The sequence below is a fragment of the Herbinix hemicellulosilytica genome (assembly GCF_002904165.1).
GTDB lineage: Bacteria > Bacillota > Clostridia > Lachnospirales > Lachnospiraceae > Mobilitalea > Mobilitalea hemicellulosilytica.
The window spans coordinates 264,273-280,850 of sequence record NZ_CVTD020000008.1 but is presented as its reverse complement, the minus strand read 5'-3'; the positions used below and the strand labels follow the sequence as shown (position 1 = coordinate 280,850).

Genomic DNA, 16,578 nt, shown 5'->3' with positions numbered 1-16,578 from the left:
TTTTCTTCACAATCAAATGCAGTTCTACGGTTAATTCGATACCGCCTTAATTATCTTGTTCATTTTTAAGATCCACTAAAACAAAAACTACCGTAAAACCTGACTTTAAAACATATAAGTCTTTCGTCAGTAATACGGTAGCTTTCGTCTATTAATTATTTTTTTTACTTACAATTTCTATTAGATCCTTATTAACAACTACGGAATTCTTATCAACCATAGGAAAATTCATAAGTTTATAAGACCATACCGCCCGGCCGATTCCGTATTCAATAAGCAGGTCACTTAAGTCTTTGTGCCATTTTAGCTTGCTTTCTGCGGGTGCATTTTCTATTACTCCGTATTCTCCGCAATATAGGATGGCATTTCGCTCTTTAGCAAATTTTAAAGCGGGTTTAAGTCTGCTTCTTATATATTCTTTGTCTATGATCCCGCTGTAAGGATATTTATTTCTGAACTCTTCGTTTTTGGCAAGATATGCTTCATATACCTCCTTGCCCGACGGATAAGGAACTTCAAATTCCAGATCCTTAAGTAACGGCTCCCAGCTCGCTTTTTGGTGGGTAAAAATGTGAGGCTCATAAAAATGGAAAGTATATACCAGGTTACTGTCATCTATAATATCCAGTTCATGCATGGTATGTACGCTGTTATAATTATTGCCACCGATAATAATAACCCTATCTTTATCGATGCTGCGAATTTCTTCAACGGCTCTTTTGCTTAACTTGTTCCATCTGGTACTGTCCGGTTCGACTATTTCGTTAAGAAGCTCAAAAACTAAATTTTTGCCGTAATTTTTATAACGATCGGCAAAAGCTTTCCATAATCCGATATACCTTTTCTGCATTAGTTCGTCTTCAAATAATTTATTCTCATTCAATGTATGGAAAGCATATCCCGGTGCCCTGTGCAAATCCAATATAATATTCAGATTATATTTTTCACACCATCTGATGCAACTGTCCACATAAGCAAAGCCATCTTCCTTATATTCAAAGGGTTTATCATCATCTTCAAGGACCATATAGTCTATAGGAAGCCTTACGTGATCCATGCCCCAGGATGCAATCTGAGCAATATCCGCTTCAGTTATAAAAGAATCAAAGTGTTCTTTGCTTGCTATGCGATACTGAGAAATCCATCCCCCTAGATTAACACCTGCTAAAAATCCATCAAATTTTTTCATAAGTAAACCTCTTTTCTTATACATTATAAAATATCGGAATAATAGACTTTTCTTATTTTTTATAGCACTTAGAGACTGTTTATGTTAAAATACCGCAGCTTTGTTTTAAACAAAATTACTTTAGTCCTGTTTTAAATAAACGTACATTTAAATTTATTAATACTTTTGCTTAAAAAATAAAAACAGAAAATTCACAGAATTTCCTGTTTTATATTAGTATTTTTCCGTTATGATATCAATGGAGCAAACAGTATATATCATGCAGTATCTTATAGATTGTCCGAATTCCGATTAAAACAGTTACTTGTCCAAATCCGCAGTACAATGAGGGCATTTGGTGGCATCTTTATGAATATCGGAATAGCAATACCGGCATTTTTTTGTTGCCGGAGCCGCCTGTTCTGTGTGTTTTTTCAGCTTATTTATCCACCTTACTATAAGGAATACAACAAAAGCCATTATAATAAAATTCAATATGTTCGAAAGAAACAGACCGTATTTTACAACAGCTGCCCCTTCTGCTTCGGCTGCCTGCAGGGTTGCATAATCCTTGCCGTCAAGGGCTACAAACCAATCGCTGAAATTAATATTTTTTGTAAATACTCCCAAAAGAGGCATAATGATATCATTTACCAGAGAATTTACGATAGAGTTGAAAGCACCACCCACAATTATACCTACTGCCAAATCAATCATGTTCCCCCGAAGGGCAAACTTTTTAAATTCCTTTAGCATACTGATACCTTCTCTCATATTCTTTTTCAGGATTTTTTCCTGATTTTTAATTATCTTTAGTTCCTTTTTATTATGATTCATTTCCTATCATCCCATTCTTGTTTGTCAATAAATACTTTAAGTTTACAAAACAGCCGATATAACAAGATAAAAGATGTCAACAAAAAGTAATACTTATAAAAGATAAAACTTTGATATTTTACAGATTATTAGCGGATAAAACATTTTTTAAGTATTAAGTATATTATATCACTACCGAACTTAAGACAAAAGAAAAAAATCCTAATATTCGTCATCCCTGTATTTCACATATACGGCAACATCATATATGCTTCCGTCCCGTCTTATGCCGGCATTATATATTATTTTATCAAACCTCATTCCGGCTTTCTGCATGACCCTGCCTGATGCGTAGTTTTGCACATCATGCCTGGCAATTATTTTTTTATAACCAACTTCATAAAACAAATAATGCATAACAGCCCTTAATGCTTCAGGCATAATTCCCCTTCCCCAAAAAGCTTTTCCTATACAATATCCTACCTCACAGGTTTCTTCCTTATCATTGGATATTTCCACACTTATAGACCCGATTACCTTTCCCTCTGCCTTAAGGTATATAGCCCAATTATAAACGCGGGGATTCTTATAACTTTCAACCCAGTTTTGAATCCGTTTTTTTGTTACGTTTATGTCCATGTGGGGCCCCCAGGGTAGATATTTTAATGTTTCTACGTCACTTGCCCAGTTTTTGAACATATCATAACAGTCATCGGGTGTAAATCTTCTGAGTACTAAACGAAGCGTTTCAATAGAATTGGTCCCTATATAATTCATTTCCTCACCCTTTCAGGAAATGATTATACAGGGACCTGCTTTATTATTCCTTTTATTAAGTTTAAATTGGCAGATTATTAAGGTTATAAGGATTCTGTCTTTTCAAAACTTGCCGGCTTAATAAGATCCTGAGTATTTTGGATCTGCTATTTTTATTAACTATCTTAGTTCTATATTCTTATCTTTCAGTGAAGCCAAAAGCCCGTCTACCATGCTTTGAATTTCGTTGCCTTCCAGAGTTCTCTCCATGGAAACAAATTCAAAGCGGACTGTCATACTCTTCTTTCCGGGAAGCAGCTTTTCATCCTCGAAAATATCAATTAAGTAATATTTGCTCAAATATTCGCAAGGATATTCATTAATATATCCTGCCAGAGTTTCATAACGCATGGATTTATCCACAAGCAGGCTTAAATCCACGGTTACTCCGGGATACTTGGAAACTTCTTTGAATTTAAGAGGAACCGCACTTACTTTTTCCATATCATCGATATCAATTTCAGCAAAAACAACATTCAGTTTTTTATCAATATTGTTTCTGATCTTAGGATTCAGGACTGAAATATAACCGATTTCCTGTTCTTTAAGAAGTATACCTGCTGAATTTACGGGATGAACATAATTATATTTGTTAATTTCGTTGTTCTCAACAAAAACCGGAGTTATATTTTTTATGTCAATCATTACTTGTTCAATTGCTTCTTTTAATTTAAAGAATACATCCTTTTCGCTCATTTTTTTGCTGGCAAGTACAATACCCAGACGTTTCCTTTCGTTGCAAAGACCGTCCTCCTTAAGTCCGTCTGCTACACGGCCTATCTCATACATACCCATTTCCGGATAGGTATCTACATTTTTATAAACAAAGCCAAGCAGGGTAGGAATCATGGTAGCCCTTATGGTATCATTTTCTGCCGTTACGGAGTTGATAATACGGATGTTGGGTTCAGTTACAATTCCTAACTCCTTATTTAATTTGGTTTCATACCAAATATAGCTGTGGACCTCATTCATATCATATTTTGTGGACAATAACTGTTTAATCCTGTATTCATTGTCCCTTTCAACGCTGTGGCGGACCGGAGTAAGCAGGCTCTTGGTCGATCTGATTTCAAAATTGTCATAGCCATATATACGGGTTATTTCTTCAACAATATCGGCTTTTATGGTAACATCCTTTGTTGCCCTCCAGGATGGTACTACTACACTGAAATTATCTCCCTGACGGTTAACCTCAAATCCCAAATTTCTCAGAGTTTCTTCCATCATATCGGAAGAAATGTCTATTCCGGTATACTTGTCAATATATGCTTTGTCAAAGTCTATCGTTATCTTGTCATAATGTTTTACATAATTATCTGTCAGGCTTGAAGTAACCTTAACTCCGGGATCAATGTCCATAAGGAGCTTCATAAAACGTTCTATAGCAGTTACGGTCATTTCCGGGTCTAAAGTCTTTTCATACCTTGAGCTGGCATCGGTTCTAAGTCCCAGCCTCATTGCAGATTTACGTACACTGGTTGCGTCAAAATTGGCCGATTCAAGAAGCAGGGATGTGGTATCGTCCGCAATCGAGGACAGTTCACCACCCATAATTCCGGCAATACCAATAGGTTCTTTTGCATTGCAAATCATAAGGGTTTCTGTATCAATTTTTCTAAGCACCCCGTCCAAAGTTAAAAATTCAACCGGTTCATTAAATGTCTTTACCCTGATTTCCTTAACTTTTCTGTTGTCATATGCATGCATGGGCTGACCGATTTCCATCATAAGATAGTTGGTTAAGTCCGCCAAAAGATTAATCGGGCGCATACCGCAGTATGTCAGGCGGATTCTCATATTAACGGGGGATTTCTTTTTAGTAATGTTATCCATGGTTATGCAGCTGAACCTGTATACCTTGTCGGTATCCTCCACTTTAACATCAACAGAAGGTAAATCTTTATATACACTGGTGTCTGCAAGTTCCAGAGGTTTTAAAGGTCTTTTAAGGATAGCAGCTATTTCTCTGGCAATCCCGTAATGGCCCCACAGGTCGGGACGGTTTGTCAGAGATTTGTTATCCACTTCAAATACAATATCCTCAAGCTGCATGAACTTTTTTATATCTGTTCCCAAAGGATAATCTTCTTCTATTATCATAAGCCCTGAATTGTCATCACTTATGCCCAGCTCTTTTTCAGAGCAGCACATTCCCCGGCTTATGACACCAGCTATGGGTACTTCTTTAATTTCCAGGTCTCCCACCCGGCCTCCGAGTTTTGCAAAAGGTACTACGGCTCCGACATATACATTGGGTGCTCCGCATACGCATTCCACGACTTCCGATCCTATATCCACCTTTACCAGATGAAGTTTTTTGGAGTTGGGATGGTCGTTTACTTCCACAATCTTACCTACAACAACGTCTTTTATGTCTTTTCCTTTTTCATATATATCTTCAACTTCCGCAGTGGACAAGGTAAAACGGTTGATAAGATCTTTTATATCTACTCCGCTAAGATCCACAAATTCGGAAATCCAATTCATTGATATTAACATCATTATCCTCCTTATCTTTCATAAGAAATTTGCCAGTCGCTATAACCGGATTACCGTTATAACAATTTAATTTTGCCATTATAACTAGTCAATTTAATGTTTATCAAAAATGTTTATCTTGTAAATTGCTTTAACAGCTTAAGGTTACCGCTGTTAAACAGACGAATATCCTTGATGTTGTATTTCATCATGGCAAGTCTTGTAAGTCCAAGTCCGAAAGCAAAACCTATATAACGGTCCGGATCTATTCCACCCATGGCAAGTACATTCGGATGTATCATTCCGCAAGGCAGAAGCTCCAGCCATCCGGAATTTTTACAGGTAGGGCATCCGCTTCCGCCGCATATGGCACAGTTAATATCCAGTTCAAATCCCGGCTCCACAAAAGGAAAGAAGCCCGGCCTTAAACGCACTTTAACGTCTCTTTCAAATACTTCGGAAAGCAATACCTTCATGAAATAGATCAGGTTGGATATGGAAATATCTTCACCTATCATCATTCCTTCCAGCTGGAAGAAGGTATTTTCATGACTGGCATCTATATTTTCGTTTCTGAAACACCTGCCGGGGAAGAGTACCTTCAAAGGTTCTCCCTTCTTCGGCGGTCCGTATTTTCTCATGATGGTATTTTGGGCCGCTGATGTATGGGTTTTAAGCAGCTGTCCGTTTTCAAGATAATAAGTATCCTGCATATCTCTTGCGGGATGGTTCTTGGGAATATTAACAGCCTCAAAGTTGTTGTATTCGGTTTGAATTTCAAGTCCGTCCTCGATTATAAAGCCCATAGTCTTAAATATATCTTCAATCTTTTTTTGAACAATCGTTATGGGATGTAAGGTTCCTGGTTCCCTGTTACTTGGGATAGTAAAATCATATTTTTCTGCATTTTCAATCTCCCGCTGGTATTCCTTCTCTTCAATGACTTTTTGATGCTCAACTATTGCAGCCTCAATCTCATTTTTCAGGCTGTTGACCTGCATACCAGCAGTCTTCTTCTCTTCATTGGACAGATTACGCAAATTTTTAAGAGCTTCCGTAACCAACCCCTTCTTACCGAGATATGCAACCCTGATTTTTTCAAGTTCATCCTTAGAATTTACCGCCTTCAATTCCTCTTGAAACTGCTGCCTTATTTTTTCCAGGTTCTCTAACATTACTCTTCCTCCTTAATATCTCAATTTATATTTGTAATCAGAATTTAATAATAAGATTTCGCAATAAATCATAAGCTGCCCTAGTGTATTGATATAAACGCTTTATGGCTAATATTGCCAATAACTTTAAGAATAATAAAAAAACTCTCGTTCCCATGGGACGAGAGTATCGTGGTACCACCCAAATTCAAGCCCTTACAAATGCATGTAAAGACTCCTCTGTAGCTTTAACGGAGCTTATCCGGCCTTTCTTCTACCTGACAAAAATCAGATATCTTAAAGGCAACTCCGGTGCCGAAATTCGGGATAAGTCTGAACCCCGGATGTGCTTTCAGCCGGTGACACATCCTCTCTGTGGGGAAGAAATACCCTACTGACTCACCTTCACAGTTTTTAGCGTATAATCTTCTTATTTAACATATCTTAAATGACATATTAAAAAATGTCAATACCATTCTGTTTAGACATATTGCGGGTTTACTTTAGAATAATACGTTTTGATTAAAATTTTACGTTTATATATTAAATGTATATTGGAAACGGGAAAAGTTTTATATATAATGCATCTTAATTATTCATATTATTAACATAGCATCTCCGAAACTGAAAAAACGATAACGTTTATCTACCGCTTCTTTATAGGCATTAAGTATATTCTCTCTTCCTGCAAAAGCAGATACCAGCATTAAAAGAGTTGATTCGGGCAAATGGAAATTCGTAATTAACCCGTCCATTATTTTAAAGCGGTAGCCCGGATAAATAAAGATGGAAGTTTCTCCGCTTCCTGCTTTTAAATAGCCGTTTTCATCACAGGAAGATTCGATAGTCCTGCAGCTTGTGGTTCCCACACATATAATCCTGCCCCCGTTTTTCTTGGCTTCGTTTACCTTGTCTGCTTCTTCCTTAAGGACCTGATAATATTCCGAATGCATATGATGCTTGCTCACATCATCCACTTTAACCGGACGGAATGTCCCCAGTCCCACATGCAGTGTAACGTAAGCTATATTGACACCCATACTTTTTATTTCTTCCAAAAGTTCGTTTGTAAAATGCAAACCTGCCGTCGGGGCTGCCGCTGACCCTTCGTACTTTGCATAAACCGTCTGATAACGGTTTTTGTCTTTCAGCTCCCGGGTAATATAGGGGGGCAGGGGCATTTGGCCAAGCCTGTCCAAAATCTCTTCAAATATGCCCTGATAATAGAACTTTACCAAACGGTTGCCTTCTTCGACAACATCCAGTATTTCTCCAAAAAGTATGCCGTCACCGAAAGAAATCTTTGTTCCCGGTTTTGCTTTCTTTCCCGGTTTAACTAATGTTTCCCATATATCGTTTTCTTTTCTCTTTAATAATAAAAGCTCTATACGGGCGCCACGGCCGGGCTCACCGGAATTTTCGCCTGTCATGTTTATTTTCTCACCGATTAAACGGGCGGGAATTACTTTGGTATTATTAAGTACCAGACAGTCTCCCTTCCTTAAATATTCGGTAATATCCTTAAAAATCCTGTGCTCATATTTACCCGTGTTCTTATCAAGGACCATAAGCCTTGAAGAGGACCTGTCCTCCAGGGGATCCTGGGCTATTAATTCCTGCGGTAAATCATAGTAAAAGTCACTTGTTTTCATAATTATTCCTTCTTTTCAATTTATTTTTATAAAAATCTGCTTTATTTGTTTTAAGAGAATTTACTGCATAAGTAATTAACTATGGTCAGGCTGCTTTTTTGCCTATTTTATATTTAAAACTTTAGCCTGATTTAGTTTATTTATAAACCCAAATACAGCTGCCACTTATATTTAATTAAAAATTTTATCTTTAAGCAAAATTTACAGCTGCCACACCGGAAACCGGGCACAGCTGCAAATCAGAGTCAGAGTTGAAAAATTCACTAAAACAACAGATCAGATTTCTTCCTCAGTAATTTTACCCCGTTTATAATCAGAAAGATACCTGCTGTCAGGCTTGATAAAATCAAAACTATACCAAGCACGAGATTCCAAACCCCTACCGACTTCATTGTGTTATAGATTTTTTCCATCATATTCCTCGCCTCCTGATTTAAGATTTATTAACACCGTACTGCCGATAATATTCATCTATCGCTTCTTTTAAATTGTCGTCTATTACTATTTGGCCTTTATAAGGCTTGTTATAAAGATGTTCCACAACTTCTGCCATGGTAACTATGGCTGTTGTCTTTATTCCGTACGTATTCTCTATTTCCTTTAGAGCACTTAACATACCCTGACCCCTTTCCATCCTGTCTACAGATACCACAAGGCCCAACACTTTTATGTCTCCCTGAGCCATAAGTATAGGCATGGTTTCGTTTATGGATGTACCGGCCGTTGTCACATCTTCAATTATTATAACCCTGTCACCGTCTTTAATAGGAGACCCAAGAAGTATTCCTTTATCCCCGTGGTCTTTTATCTCTTTACGGTTAGAGCAGTATCTTACTTCCTTTTGATAATGTTCACTGATAGCCATAGATGCTGCCACGCTTAAAGGGATACCCTTATATGCAGGCCCGAAGAGTACATCAAAGTCAAGGCCGAATTTTTCTTTTATGGCTTTGGCGTAGTATTCTCCTAATTTGCGAAGCTGCATTCCTGTCTGATAAAATCCGGTATTTATAAAAAACGGCGTTTTTCTTCCGCTTTTTGTAACAAAATCCCCAAATCTTAATACACCACAATCAACCATAAATTCTATAAATTCCTTTTTATACTGCTCCATCATTATCCTCCCGCGTAATTTCCCTTATTAATCAAAATAACTATTTAATTATAACTCAATTGCTGATGCTGTTTTAATGCATCATTTGAACCGAATTTTAGACACGCCATTAACTAAAATATTCATATCATCTATAAAACACTTCCGTTATCGTACACAACCGATTAATTCATTAATATCCTTTATATTATTCCTTTTCAGATAAGCCTCTATTCCATCAATTACCTCCATTGTGGCTTTCGGATTTATAAAATTTGCCGTTCCTACAGCCACCATGGTAGCGCCTGCCATTATAAATTCAAGGGCATCCTCACCGTTCATGATTCCTCCCATTCCTATAATAGGTATTTGAACCGCACATGCCGCCTGATAAACCATACGGACGGCTATAGGTTTTATGGCAGGCCCTGAAAGCCCTCCTGTCTTATTGGCAAGAACAAAAGCCCTTCTTTCCACATCTATCTTCATTCCGGTCAGGGTATTTATCAGTGATATTGCATCGGCTCCTCCTGCCTCTGCCGCTTTTGCATTTTCCCCTATATCCGTAACATTGGGACTAAGCTTAATTATAAGCGGTTTTTTGGAGTACTTCTTTACCTGTTTTGTTATGGCCTCAACTCTTTTTGGGTCCTGGCCGAAGGCTATACCGCCTTCTTTTACGTTAGGGCAGGATATGTTAACCTCCAGCATATCCACATCACAGTCCGAAAGCCGCTCAACAACCGCACAGTATTCTTCTTCGGTCTTTCCTACCACATTTACGATTATCCTGGTATTATAAGATTTTAAAAACGGCAAGTCCCGTTTTATAAAAACATCTATACCGGGATTTTGCAGGCCAATGGCATTAAGCATTCCACCGTAAGTTTCAGCGACTCTGGGTGTGGGGTTGCCCGGCCAGGGGTCAAGGGATACCCCCTTTGTTGTTAAGGCTCCAAGCCTTGATAGATCCACAAAATCGCTGTACTCCATGCCCGAACCGAAAGTTCCTGAGGCAGTGGTAACCGGATTTTGAAATGTTATACCTGCGATATTTACTTTCAAATTTATATCTGCATTCTTCATGATTTTATCCGAACACTCCATATACCGTATATCTATTGTTATATCTGTTATATCTATCGTTATATCTATCGTTATATCTATCGTGATATCTTAAGCTTTATCTTTGAGTTTCTTTCCTTATATCTTTTATTTTAGTTTTCTATCTTTGACTTTAGCTTAAATTAACTTTTTAATTTCATTGTTCAAAAGTATAGACATTCTTTCCAATACTGATATTATTCAAAACGAAACTAAGAAACTAAACCTCATAATATGACTTCTTCGGCATAAAATACCGGGCCTTCTTTGCATATTCTTTTGTTGTTTACATTGGTGTGAGGATCTGTTTTAACAGACTTGCATACACAAGCAAGGCATGCGCCGATACCACATGCCATCCTCTCCTCCAAGGAAAGCTGTGCCTTAATTTTACTTTCCATGGCAAACTCTTTTATGCCTCTTAGCATCGGGGCAGGTCCGCATGCATATATAATATCTCCCGTAAGCCTATGTTTCCTTATAGCGTCAAGGACATTCCCTTTGGTGCCTAAATTGCCGTTTTCTGTAGCCACATATGTACTGCCGTATTTCTCAAAATCTTTAACCAGAAAGGTTTCGTCCCTAAATCCCAGTACAATAGTTTTCTCACAAGACAGCCTCTTTGCCAGTTCAAGCAAGGGAGGAATTCCTATTCCTCCGCCTATAATTAAAGCCCTGGTCCCTTCAAAAGTAAATCCGTTACCCAAAGGGCCCATACAGTCAATCATATCACCGGGTCTAAGTTTTGAGAATTCTTCCGTTCCTTTCCCCACAACCCTGTATAAAAGTCGCAGGCTTTCTGTGCTTTGATCTGTTTCACATATGCTTATGGGTCTCGGAAGCAGCCTGCTGCCGTCATTACAGTAGAGGGATACAAACTGGCCCGGTTTTGCAAAAGATGCCATATCTTTTGCTTCCAGCCACATATCATATATTCCCTCTGCTATTTTTTCATTTTTCAATACTTTGTTGGTTCTTTTTACAGCAAGTGTCATGGTATTCTCCCCGATAATAGTTCATGTAAATTCAGTGTATATTTAAATTTACCCTTCAATTATTTTTACATGGACTTTTCTGACTCTGGGCCCGTCAAATTCAGTCAGATAAATGCTCTGCCAGGTTCCAAGAACAAGTCTGGAATCTTTAATTATTACGGTTTCAGAAAAGCCCATCAGGCTTGATTTTATGTGAGCTGCAGAATTTCCCTCAATATGATGATACCCGTCGGAAAAAGGTATTACCTTGTTTATTTCCATCAAAAAGTCCCGTACCACATCGGGATCGGCATTCTCGTTAATGGTAACTGCCGCAGTGGTATGGGGAATAAAAACTATACATAATCCGTCCTTTACCTTGCTGTTTGATACTGCTTCCTGAACTTTTGATGTAATATTTATCATTTCGGTTGTTTGTGAAGTCTTAACATTAAAAGTATAAAACTTATCCACGGCCGATTATCCTTTCATTGGTTTATTGTTCCTTTTCTTTTTTCAATTAATTATAATCAAGCATCATGTAAAATACAAGTATAAGAATACATCTGTTTCAAAATAACATAAAAATATGCTTAACATTGCCTGTCTAAGATATTCATCAATATAACCCCGTTATTTACCATGTATTGTTCCTATAAAAGTTGTGTAAACTTATTCTTGAAAATGTATATTTATTCAAATATAATATAAAATATTTTATAATTATAAAATACCTTGTTTGGTCATACTTAGCTTTTTGTGTTATGTTTTATGTATATGTCTTCTGCGTTATTGGTAAGTTATAATTTAGATTATACAATTACAAACAATTATTTTTACAGAGAGGAAAGACTGATATGATTTACAGGCAGGCTAAAGAATCGGATATTTTACAGCTTATAAATATGCATTTAGCTTATTTTGCCGAGGATTACGGCAAACTGTCGGATGAGCAGATAAAGACAATAAGGTCTCAACTTAAGGACTATTTTTCGAAACATCTAAACCGGGACTTATTTGTATATGTATGTGAAGATAATGCCATTATAGTTTCAACGGTTTTTCTGCTGATACAGGAAAAACCCGCAAACCCATCCTTTATAACCGGTATAACCGGAACTATAATGAATGTTTATACACTACCCCAATACCGATTATACCAAAAACTGGGGTTTGTTCCCTATGAATCCGAACATGCATATATGAGGTATAAAATTTACTAAACAGCAATTTATCAAATTATATTGGGAAAGGCATAATAATCGCTGAATTATATTGGAATAATAATAAAATAAATAAGTAATACATGGATTTAATCATTTTATTAATCCGTAAATTTTACTATTGAGCCATCAGGAGAGATGCTTATGACCGGACATTTAAAGATACCCAGCGACAAATGTCTTGACAGCACTCTTAACCTTCTTATGGAAGGATATTTGTTTATATCAAACCGATGCCGCAAATATAATTCCGATGTTTTTATCACTCGTATGATGGGCAAAAAGATTATATGCATGACCGGCGAAGACTGTGCCGAACTATTTTACAACAACAGGCTTTTTACAAGAAAGAAAGCCTTGCCAAAAAGGATTCAAAAAACCTTATTTGGTATGAATGCAATTCAATCCATGGACGGTAAAAATCACAGGCACAGAAAAAAACTTTTCCTTTCTATAACTAAACCGGACAAAATCGATGAGTTGAATGATATCGTCAAAAAATTGTGGGAAGCCTACGCTAAAGAATGGGAAAATAAAAGCATAGTTCTTTTTGATGAAGCTGCCGCCCTCCATTGCCGGGCCGCATGCATCTGGGCTGGCATACCTATATCAAAAGAAGACGCAAAAATATTGGCAAAGGACCTTTCTGCCATGATAGATGCCTTCGGTGCAATAGGACCCCGGTATTTAAAAGGCAGGCTTGCCAGAATCAGAACCGAATGTAAAATGGAAAAACTGATAACGGAACTAAGAAACGGAAAAAAATATGTTCCCGAAGATTCCGCCATATATAAGATAGCCTATTACAAAGACCCAAACGGCAGATTACTGGATTCAAAAACTGCCGGTATAGAATTAATTAATATCTTAAGACCTATTACTGCCATAGCAACTTATATTACTTTCGGTGCCCTGGCCCTTTTACGATATCCGGACTGTAAAGAGAAGTTAATTAAAGGCGAACTGAATTACTCTCATATGTTTGCCCAGGAAATCAGAAGGTTTTATCCTTTTGCACCTTTTTTGGGTGCTAAGGTAAGAGATAATTTTATATTTAATAATTACTTTTTCAAAAAAGGCACCCTTGTTTTCCTGGACGTTTATGGTACCAATCATGACAGCCGGATATGGGAAATCCCCAACACATTTTTTCCGGAACGTTTTACCTTTATGGACGGCAATCCCTATGATTTCATCCCTCAAGGGGGCGGTGATCCCGCAAAAGGCCATCGTTGTCCGGGAGAATGGATTGTAATTACCCTTTTAAAAACCGGTATGGAGTTTATAGCAAAGCATTTATCATATGTAGTTCCGCCCCAGGATTTAAGTATTAGTTTGCGAAGAATGCCTGCCATACCAAAAAGCCGTTTTATTATGAGCAAGGTCAGGTATCGTCCGTAGAAAATTCTAATTTAAAATTCGCGTATTTTATTTTGCTCAATTCATATGTGTCAAAAATATGGCGTTATTTAACCATACAAACCGCTGAATTTGCTTGTTAACGGGCATATTTTACCTGTCGCAAATTCAGCGTATTCTTTTTTAAGATTACATATTTTTTTTGGTTGTAAAATTTACGTATTAAAACATCCAAAATAACTGACTTTTTCTTATGGGCAGCTGAGCTGTTATGATATATTCACAGGTTTCGCAACGCCTTTTCTGACCGCCTGATAAATGCCTGTACTGCCTGTCAAGCAGCGGTCCTATGTCCAGAGTATCACATACCATGTCCAGATTTTTCTTTATAATACTTTTATCTTTTTCGTATAAATAGGCTCTGCTTAATAAATTTTGCCTTATGGCAAGTCTGTCATCCAGTGTATTGTGCTGAAAAACCACTCCCAGCCTTAAGCGGATAGCATTATTATCTTTTCCCAGTTCATATCCGCATATCGTTACCTTTCCCTGATCCGGGGCAAACAAGGTACAGAGCATATTTATGGTCGTAGATTTACCGGCTCCGTTAACTCCCAGAAAACCGAACAGTTCCCCCTTTTTTACCGAAAAGCTAATATCATCCACAGCTTTTACATTTTTAAAATGCTTTACCAGATGTTCGACTTTAATAATGTCTTCCATATAATCTCCCTCATATTACCATTTTTGCAATAATAAACTAATAATAAAATAACATATATAAAAATGCAAGTTGGATTAAGTAACAAAACCATGCCCTGTTAGCAACATAAAATCCCTTAATTAGGAATGTCCCTTGACAAAAAACTTTTGCCTGTGTTATATTTACCAGCGACGGACAAACCATATTCCAATAAGAAAGGATATACAAGGCGCATGAATCCAATTGTGACTATCGAAATGCAAAACGGAGATGTCATTAAAATTGAGCTTTATCCCGATGTTGCCCCCAACACAGTCAACAACTTTATCTCTCTGATTAACAAAGGTTTTTATAACGGACTTACATTTCACAGAGTTATCCGCGGATTTATGATTCAGGGCGGAGATCCTCTGGGAAACGGGACAGGCGGGCCCGGTTATACCATTAAAGGTGAATTTACTTACAATAATTTTGAAAACAATCTGAAGCACAAAGCAGGAGTCATATCTATGGCCAGAACCCAAAGACCGGACTCGGCCGGTTCTCAGTTCTTTATAATGCATAAAGATGCCCCTCATCTTGACGGTTCTTATGCTGCATTCGGAAAAGTAATTGAAGGTATGGACGTGGTTAATAAAATAGCCGAGACAAAAACAGATTACAACGATAAACCTCTTGAACCTCAAATAATGACGAAAGTTACCGTTGAAACATTCGGAAAAGAATATCCCGAACCTGAAAAAATTATGTAAAAAGCTGTTGTAATTTAATATGTAAGAAACAAGAACTTGCTTAACCGACATATCGTATAATCAATTAAAGAATTTAAAATACCTAAAACAGCAAAATATTTTTCTACTGCAAAGTATTGAATGCGTATTTTAGCTAAAAAACGAACAAAGGGTGACAACCTTTGTTCGTTTTTTAGTTTATCACTTATTCATATTCTTAACTTTTTATCTGCTTATACTTCGCTTTATTATTTTTGAATTTTTATATATTATGATAATTAAACACTCTTTTTAACCCAGGCCTTTTTAAGGTCTTCCTTCATATCGATAACAGCCTGTCTTGCCGCATCTGCATAATTTTTCTCACCGTATGATGCGTACTGGGGCAACCTGTATGCCGCTATAATTCCCCTTGAAGAATTGACTATGGCTCCCATTCCGTTATTGTCAAAATAAAATTTTAAATCTTCTGCTTTGCCTCCCTGGGCCCCGTAGCCCGGTACAAGGATAAAGGTTTTTGGCATAAGCTTTCTTAATTCTTTTCCTACTTCCGGATATGTAGCCCCTACTACGGCTCCGATATAACTGTAGGATTCCCCCATGAACAGTTCTCCCCACTCAGCTACTTTCTTTCCTACCAGCTCATACAAAGGCCTTCCGTCCACAAGCTGATCCTGAAATTCTCCGCTGGACGGGTTTGATGTTTTTACAAGTATGAACAAACCTTTTTTTTCTTGCTTACAAACTTCAATAAAGGGAAGAATACCGTCGGAGCCCAGATATGGGTTTACTGTTATAAAATCTTCGTCAAAACCCCTGTAATCTTTGCCGCCTATGTTTATTTTCCCCAGATGACCGGTTGCATAAGCTTCGGATGTCGAGCCGATATCTCCCCGTTTTACATCCCCTATTACAATTAAACCTTTTTGCCTGGCATACTCAAGTGTTTTTACATAAACTTTCATTCCTTCAAGGCCAAACTGCTCATACATGGCTATCTGGGGCTTAACGGCAGGGACCAGATCATAGACGGCATCTATAATTCCTTTATTATATAACCATATGGCTTCCGTAACTCCCTCAAGGTTTTCGCCTTTATCCTTATATCCCTGCTCAATTAAATGGTTCGGAACATAAGACATCATGGGGTCAAGCCCTACCACAATAGGTGCTTCAAGTTCCCCTATTCTGTTTATAAGTTTATTTATCATGGTATCCCTCCATATCAGTGAAGTTTAAGGTAAAATCACATTCCATAGTCTTTTAAATCAGTTCTTATCTACACATTCCATTAGAAAAATGTT

General features: G+C 37.4%; 16 protein-coding genes and 1 other annotated feature. Of the genes, 3 read left to right on the top strand and 13 right to left on the bottom strand.

The window, feature by feature from the left end; genetic code table 11:
* Positions 1–151: 151 nt before the first annotated feature.
* The 11 genes from HHT355_RS02285 to HHT355_RS02235 form a co-directional block, all read right to left on the bottom strand.
* Positions 152–1,189 carry a glycoside hydrolase family 5 protein gene (locus tag HHT355_RS02285; RefSeq protein WP_103201831.1) on the bottom strand — a complete coding sequence of 346 codons (1,038 nt, stop codon included), beginning with the start codon at positions 1,187–1,189 and terminating at the stop codon, positions 152–154.
* Between the two features lie 300 nt (positions 1,190–1,489).
* Positions 1,490–2,005 carry a large conductance mechanosensitive channel protein MscL gene (gene mscL, locus HHT355_RS02280; RefSeq protein ID WP_330403351.1) on the bottom strand — a complete coding sequence of 172 codons (516 nt, stop codon included), beginning with the start codon at positions 2,003–2,005 and terminating at the stop codon, positions 1,490–1,492.
* Between the two features lie 201 nt (positions 2,006–2,206).
* Positions 2,207–2,761 (bottom strand): GNAT family N-acetyltransferase, encoded by a 555-nt coding sequence (locus tag HHT355_RS02275; RefSeq protein WP_103201830.1) that lies wholly within the window; start codon positions 2,759–2,761, stop codon positions 2,207–2,209.
* 159 nt (positions 2,762–2,920) lie between these two features.
* The gene (gene pheT, locus HHT355_RS02270) at positions 2,921–5,302 is read right to left on the bottom strand and encodes a phenylalanine--tRNA ligase subunit beta (protein ID WP_103201829.1); all 2,382 of its coding nucleotides are present in this window, start codon (positions 5,300–5,302) and stop codon (positions 2,921–2,923) included.
* A 113-nt stretch (positions 5,303–5,415) separates the two neighbouring features.
* Complete coding sequence (pheS, locus tag HHT355_RS02265; RefSeq protein ID WP_103201828.1) at positions 5,416–6,456, bottom strand: phenylalanine--tRNA ligase subunit alpha; 1,041 nt, start codon at positions 6,454–6,456, stop codon at positions 5,416–5,418.
* 153 nt (positions 6,457–6,609) lie between these two features.
* Positions 6,610–6,853: a binding site (T-box leader), on the bottom strand.
* Positions 6,854–7,031: 178 nt separating this feature from the next.
* Complete coding sequence (queA, locus tag HHT355_RS02260) at positions 7,032–8,087, bottom strand: tRNA preQ1(34) S-adenosylmethionine ribosyltransferase-isomerase QueA (RefSeq protein ID WP_103201827.1); 1,056 nt, start codon at positions 8,085–8,087, stop codon at positions 7,032–7,034.
* Positions 8,088–8,350: 263 nt separating this feature from the next.
* On the bottom strand, positions 8,351–8,503 hold the full coding sequence (locus HHT355_RS13695; protein ID WP_170124947.1) for a hypothetical protein: 153 nt from the start codon (positions 8,501–8,503) through the stop codon (positions 8,351–8,353).
* Between the two features lie 17 nt (positions 8,504–8,520).
* On the bottom strand, positions 8,521–9,201 hold the full coding sequence (pyrE, locus tag HHT355_RS02255; protein ID WP_103201826.1) for an orotate phosphoribosyltransferase: 681 nt from the start codon (positions 9,199–9,201) through the stop codon (positions 8,521–8,523).
* Between the two features lie 147 nt (positions 9,202–9,348).
* Entirely contained in the window at positions 9,349–10,251 is a 903-nt protein-coding gene (locus tag HHT355_RS02250) for a dihydroorotate dehydrogenase (protein WP_103202023.1), read from the bottom strand.
* Between the two features lie 260 nt (positions 10,252–10,511).
* Positions 10,512–11,279, bottom strand: a complete 768-nt coding sequence (locus HHT355_RS02240; protein ID WP_103201824.1) for a dihydroorotate dehydrogenase electron transfer subunit — start codon at positions 11,277–11,279, stop codon at positions 10,512–10,514.
* 48 nt (positions 11,280–11,327) lie between these two features.
* Positions 11,328–11,732, bottom strand: coding sequence for a secondary thiamine-phosphate synthase enzyme YjbQ (locus HHT355_RS02235; RefSeq protein ID WP_278320028.1), 405 nt, complete (start codon positions 11,730–11,732; stop codon positions 11,328–11,330).
* A 383-nt stretch (positions 11,733–12,115) separates the two neighbouring features.
* Here HHT355_RS02235 and HHT355_RS02230 point away from each other — a divergent pair, with 383 nt between their 5' ends.
* Both HHT355_RS02230 and HHT355_RS02225 read left to right on the top strand, forming a co-directional pair.
* Positions 12,116–12,481: a hypothetical protein gene (locus HHT355_RS02230; RefSeq protein ID WP_103201823.1), complete on the top strand. Its 366-nt coding sequence runs from the start codon at positions 12,116–12,118 to the stop codon at positions 12,479–12,481.
* Positions 12,482–12,625: 144 nt separating this feature from the next.
* A complete protein-coding gene (locus HHT355_RS02225; protein ID WP_103201822.1) occupies positions 12,626–13,882 on the top strand; it encodes a cytochrome P450 in 1,257 nt (418 codons plus the stop codon).
* Between the two features lie 180 nt (positions 13,883–14,062).
* Here the strand turns inward: HHT355_RS02225 and HHT355_RS02220 are convergent, their stop codons facing one another.
* Positions 14,063–14,563, bottom strand: a complete 501-nt coding sequence (locus HHT355_RS02220; RefSeq protein WP_103201821.1) for an ATP-binding cassette domain-containing protein — start codon at positions 14,561–14,563, stop codon at positions 14,063–14,065.
* 213 nt (positions 14,564–14,776) lie between these two features.
* On the opposite strand from HHT355_RS02220, the gene HHT355_RS02215 reads away from it, so the two are divergent.
* The gene (locus tag HHT355_RS02215) at positions 14,777–15,295 is read left to right on the top strand and encodes a peptidylprolyl isomerase (protein ID WP_103201820.1); all 519 of its coding nucleotides are present in this window, start codon (positions 14,777–14,779) and stop codon (positions 15,293–15,295) included.
* Between the two features lie 257 nt (positions 15,296–15,552).
* Here HHT355_RS02215 and pyrF read toward each other — a convergent pair whose 3' ends face one another.
* Complete coding sequence (gene pyrF / locus HHT355_RS02210) at positions 15,553–16,485, bottom strand: orotidine-5'-phosphate decarboxylase (RefSeq protein ID WP_103201819.1); 933 nt, start codon at positions 16,483–16,485, stop codon at positions 15,553–15,555.
* Between the last annotated feature and the right edge of the window lie 93 nt (positions 16,486–16,578).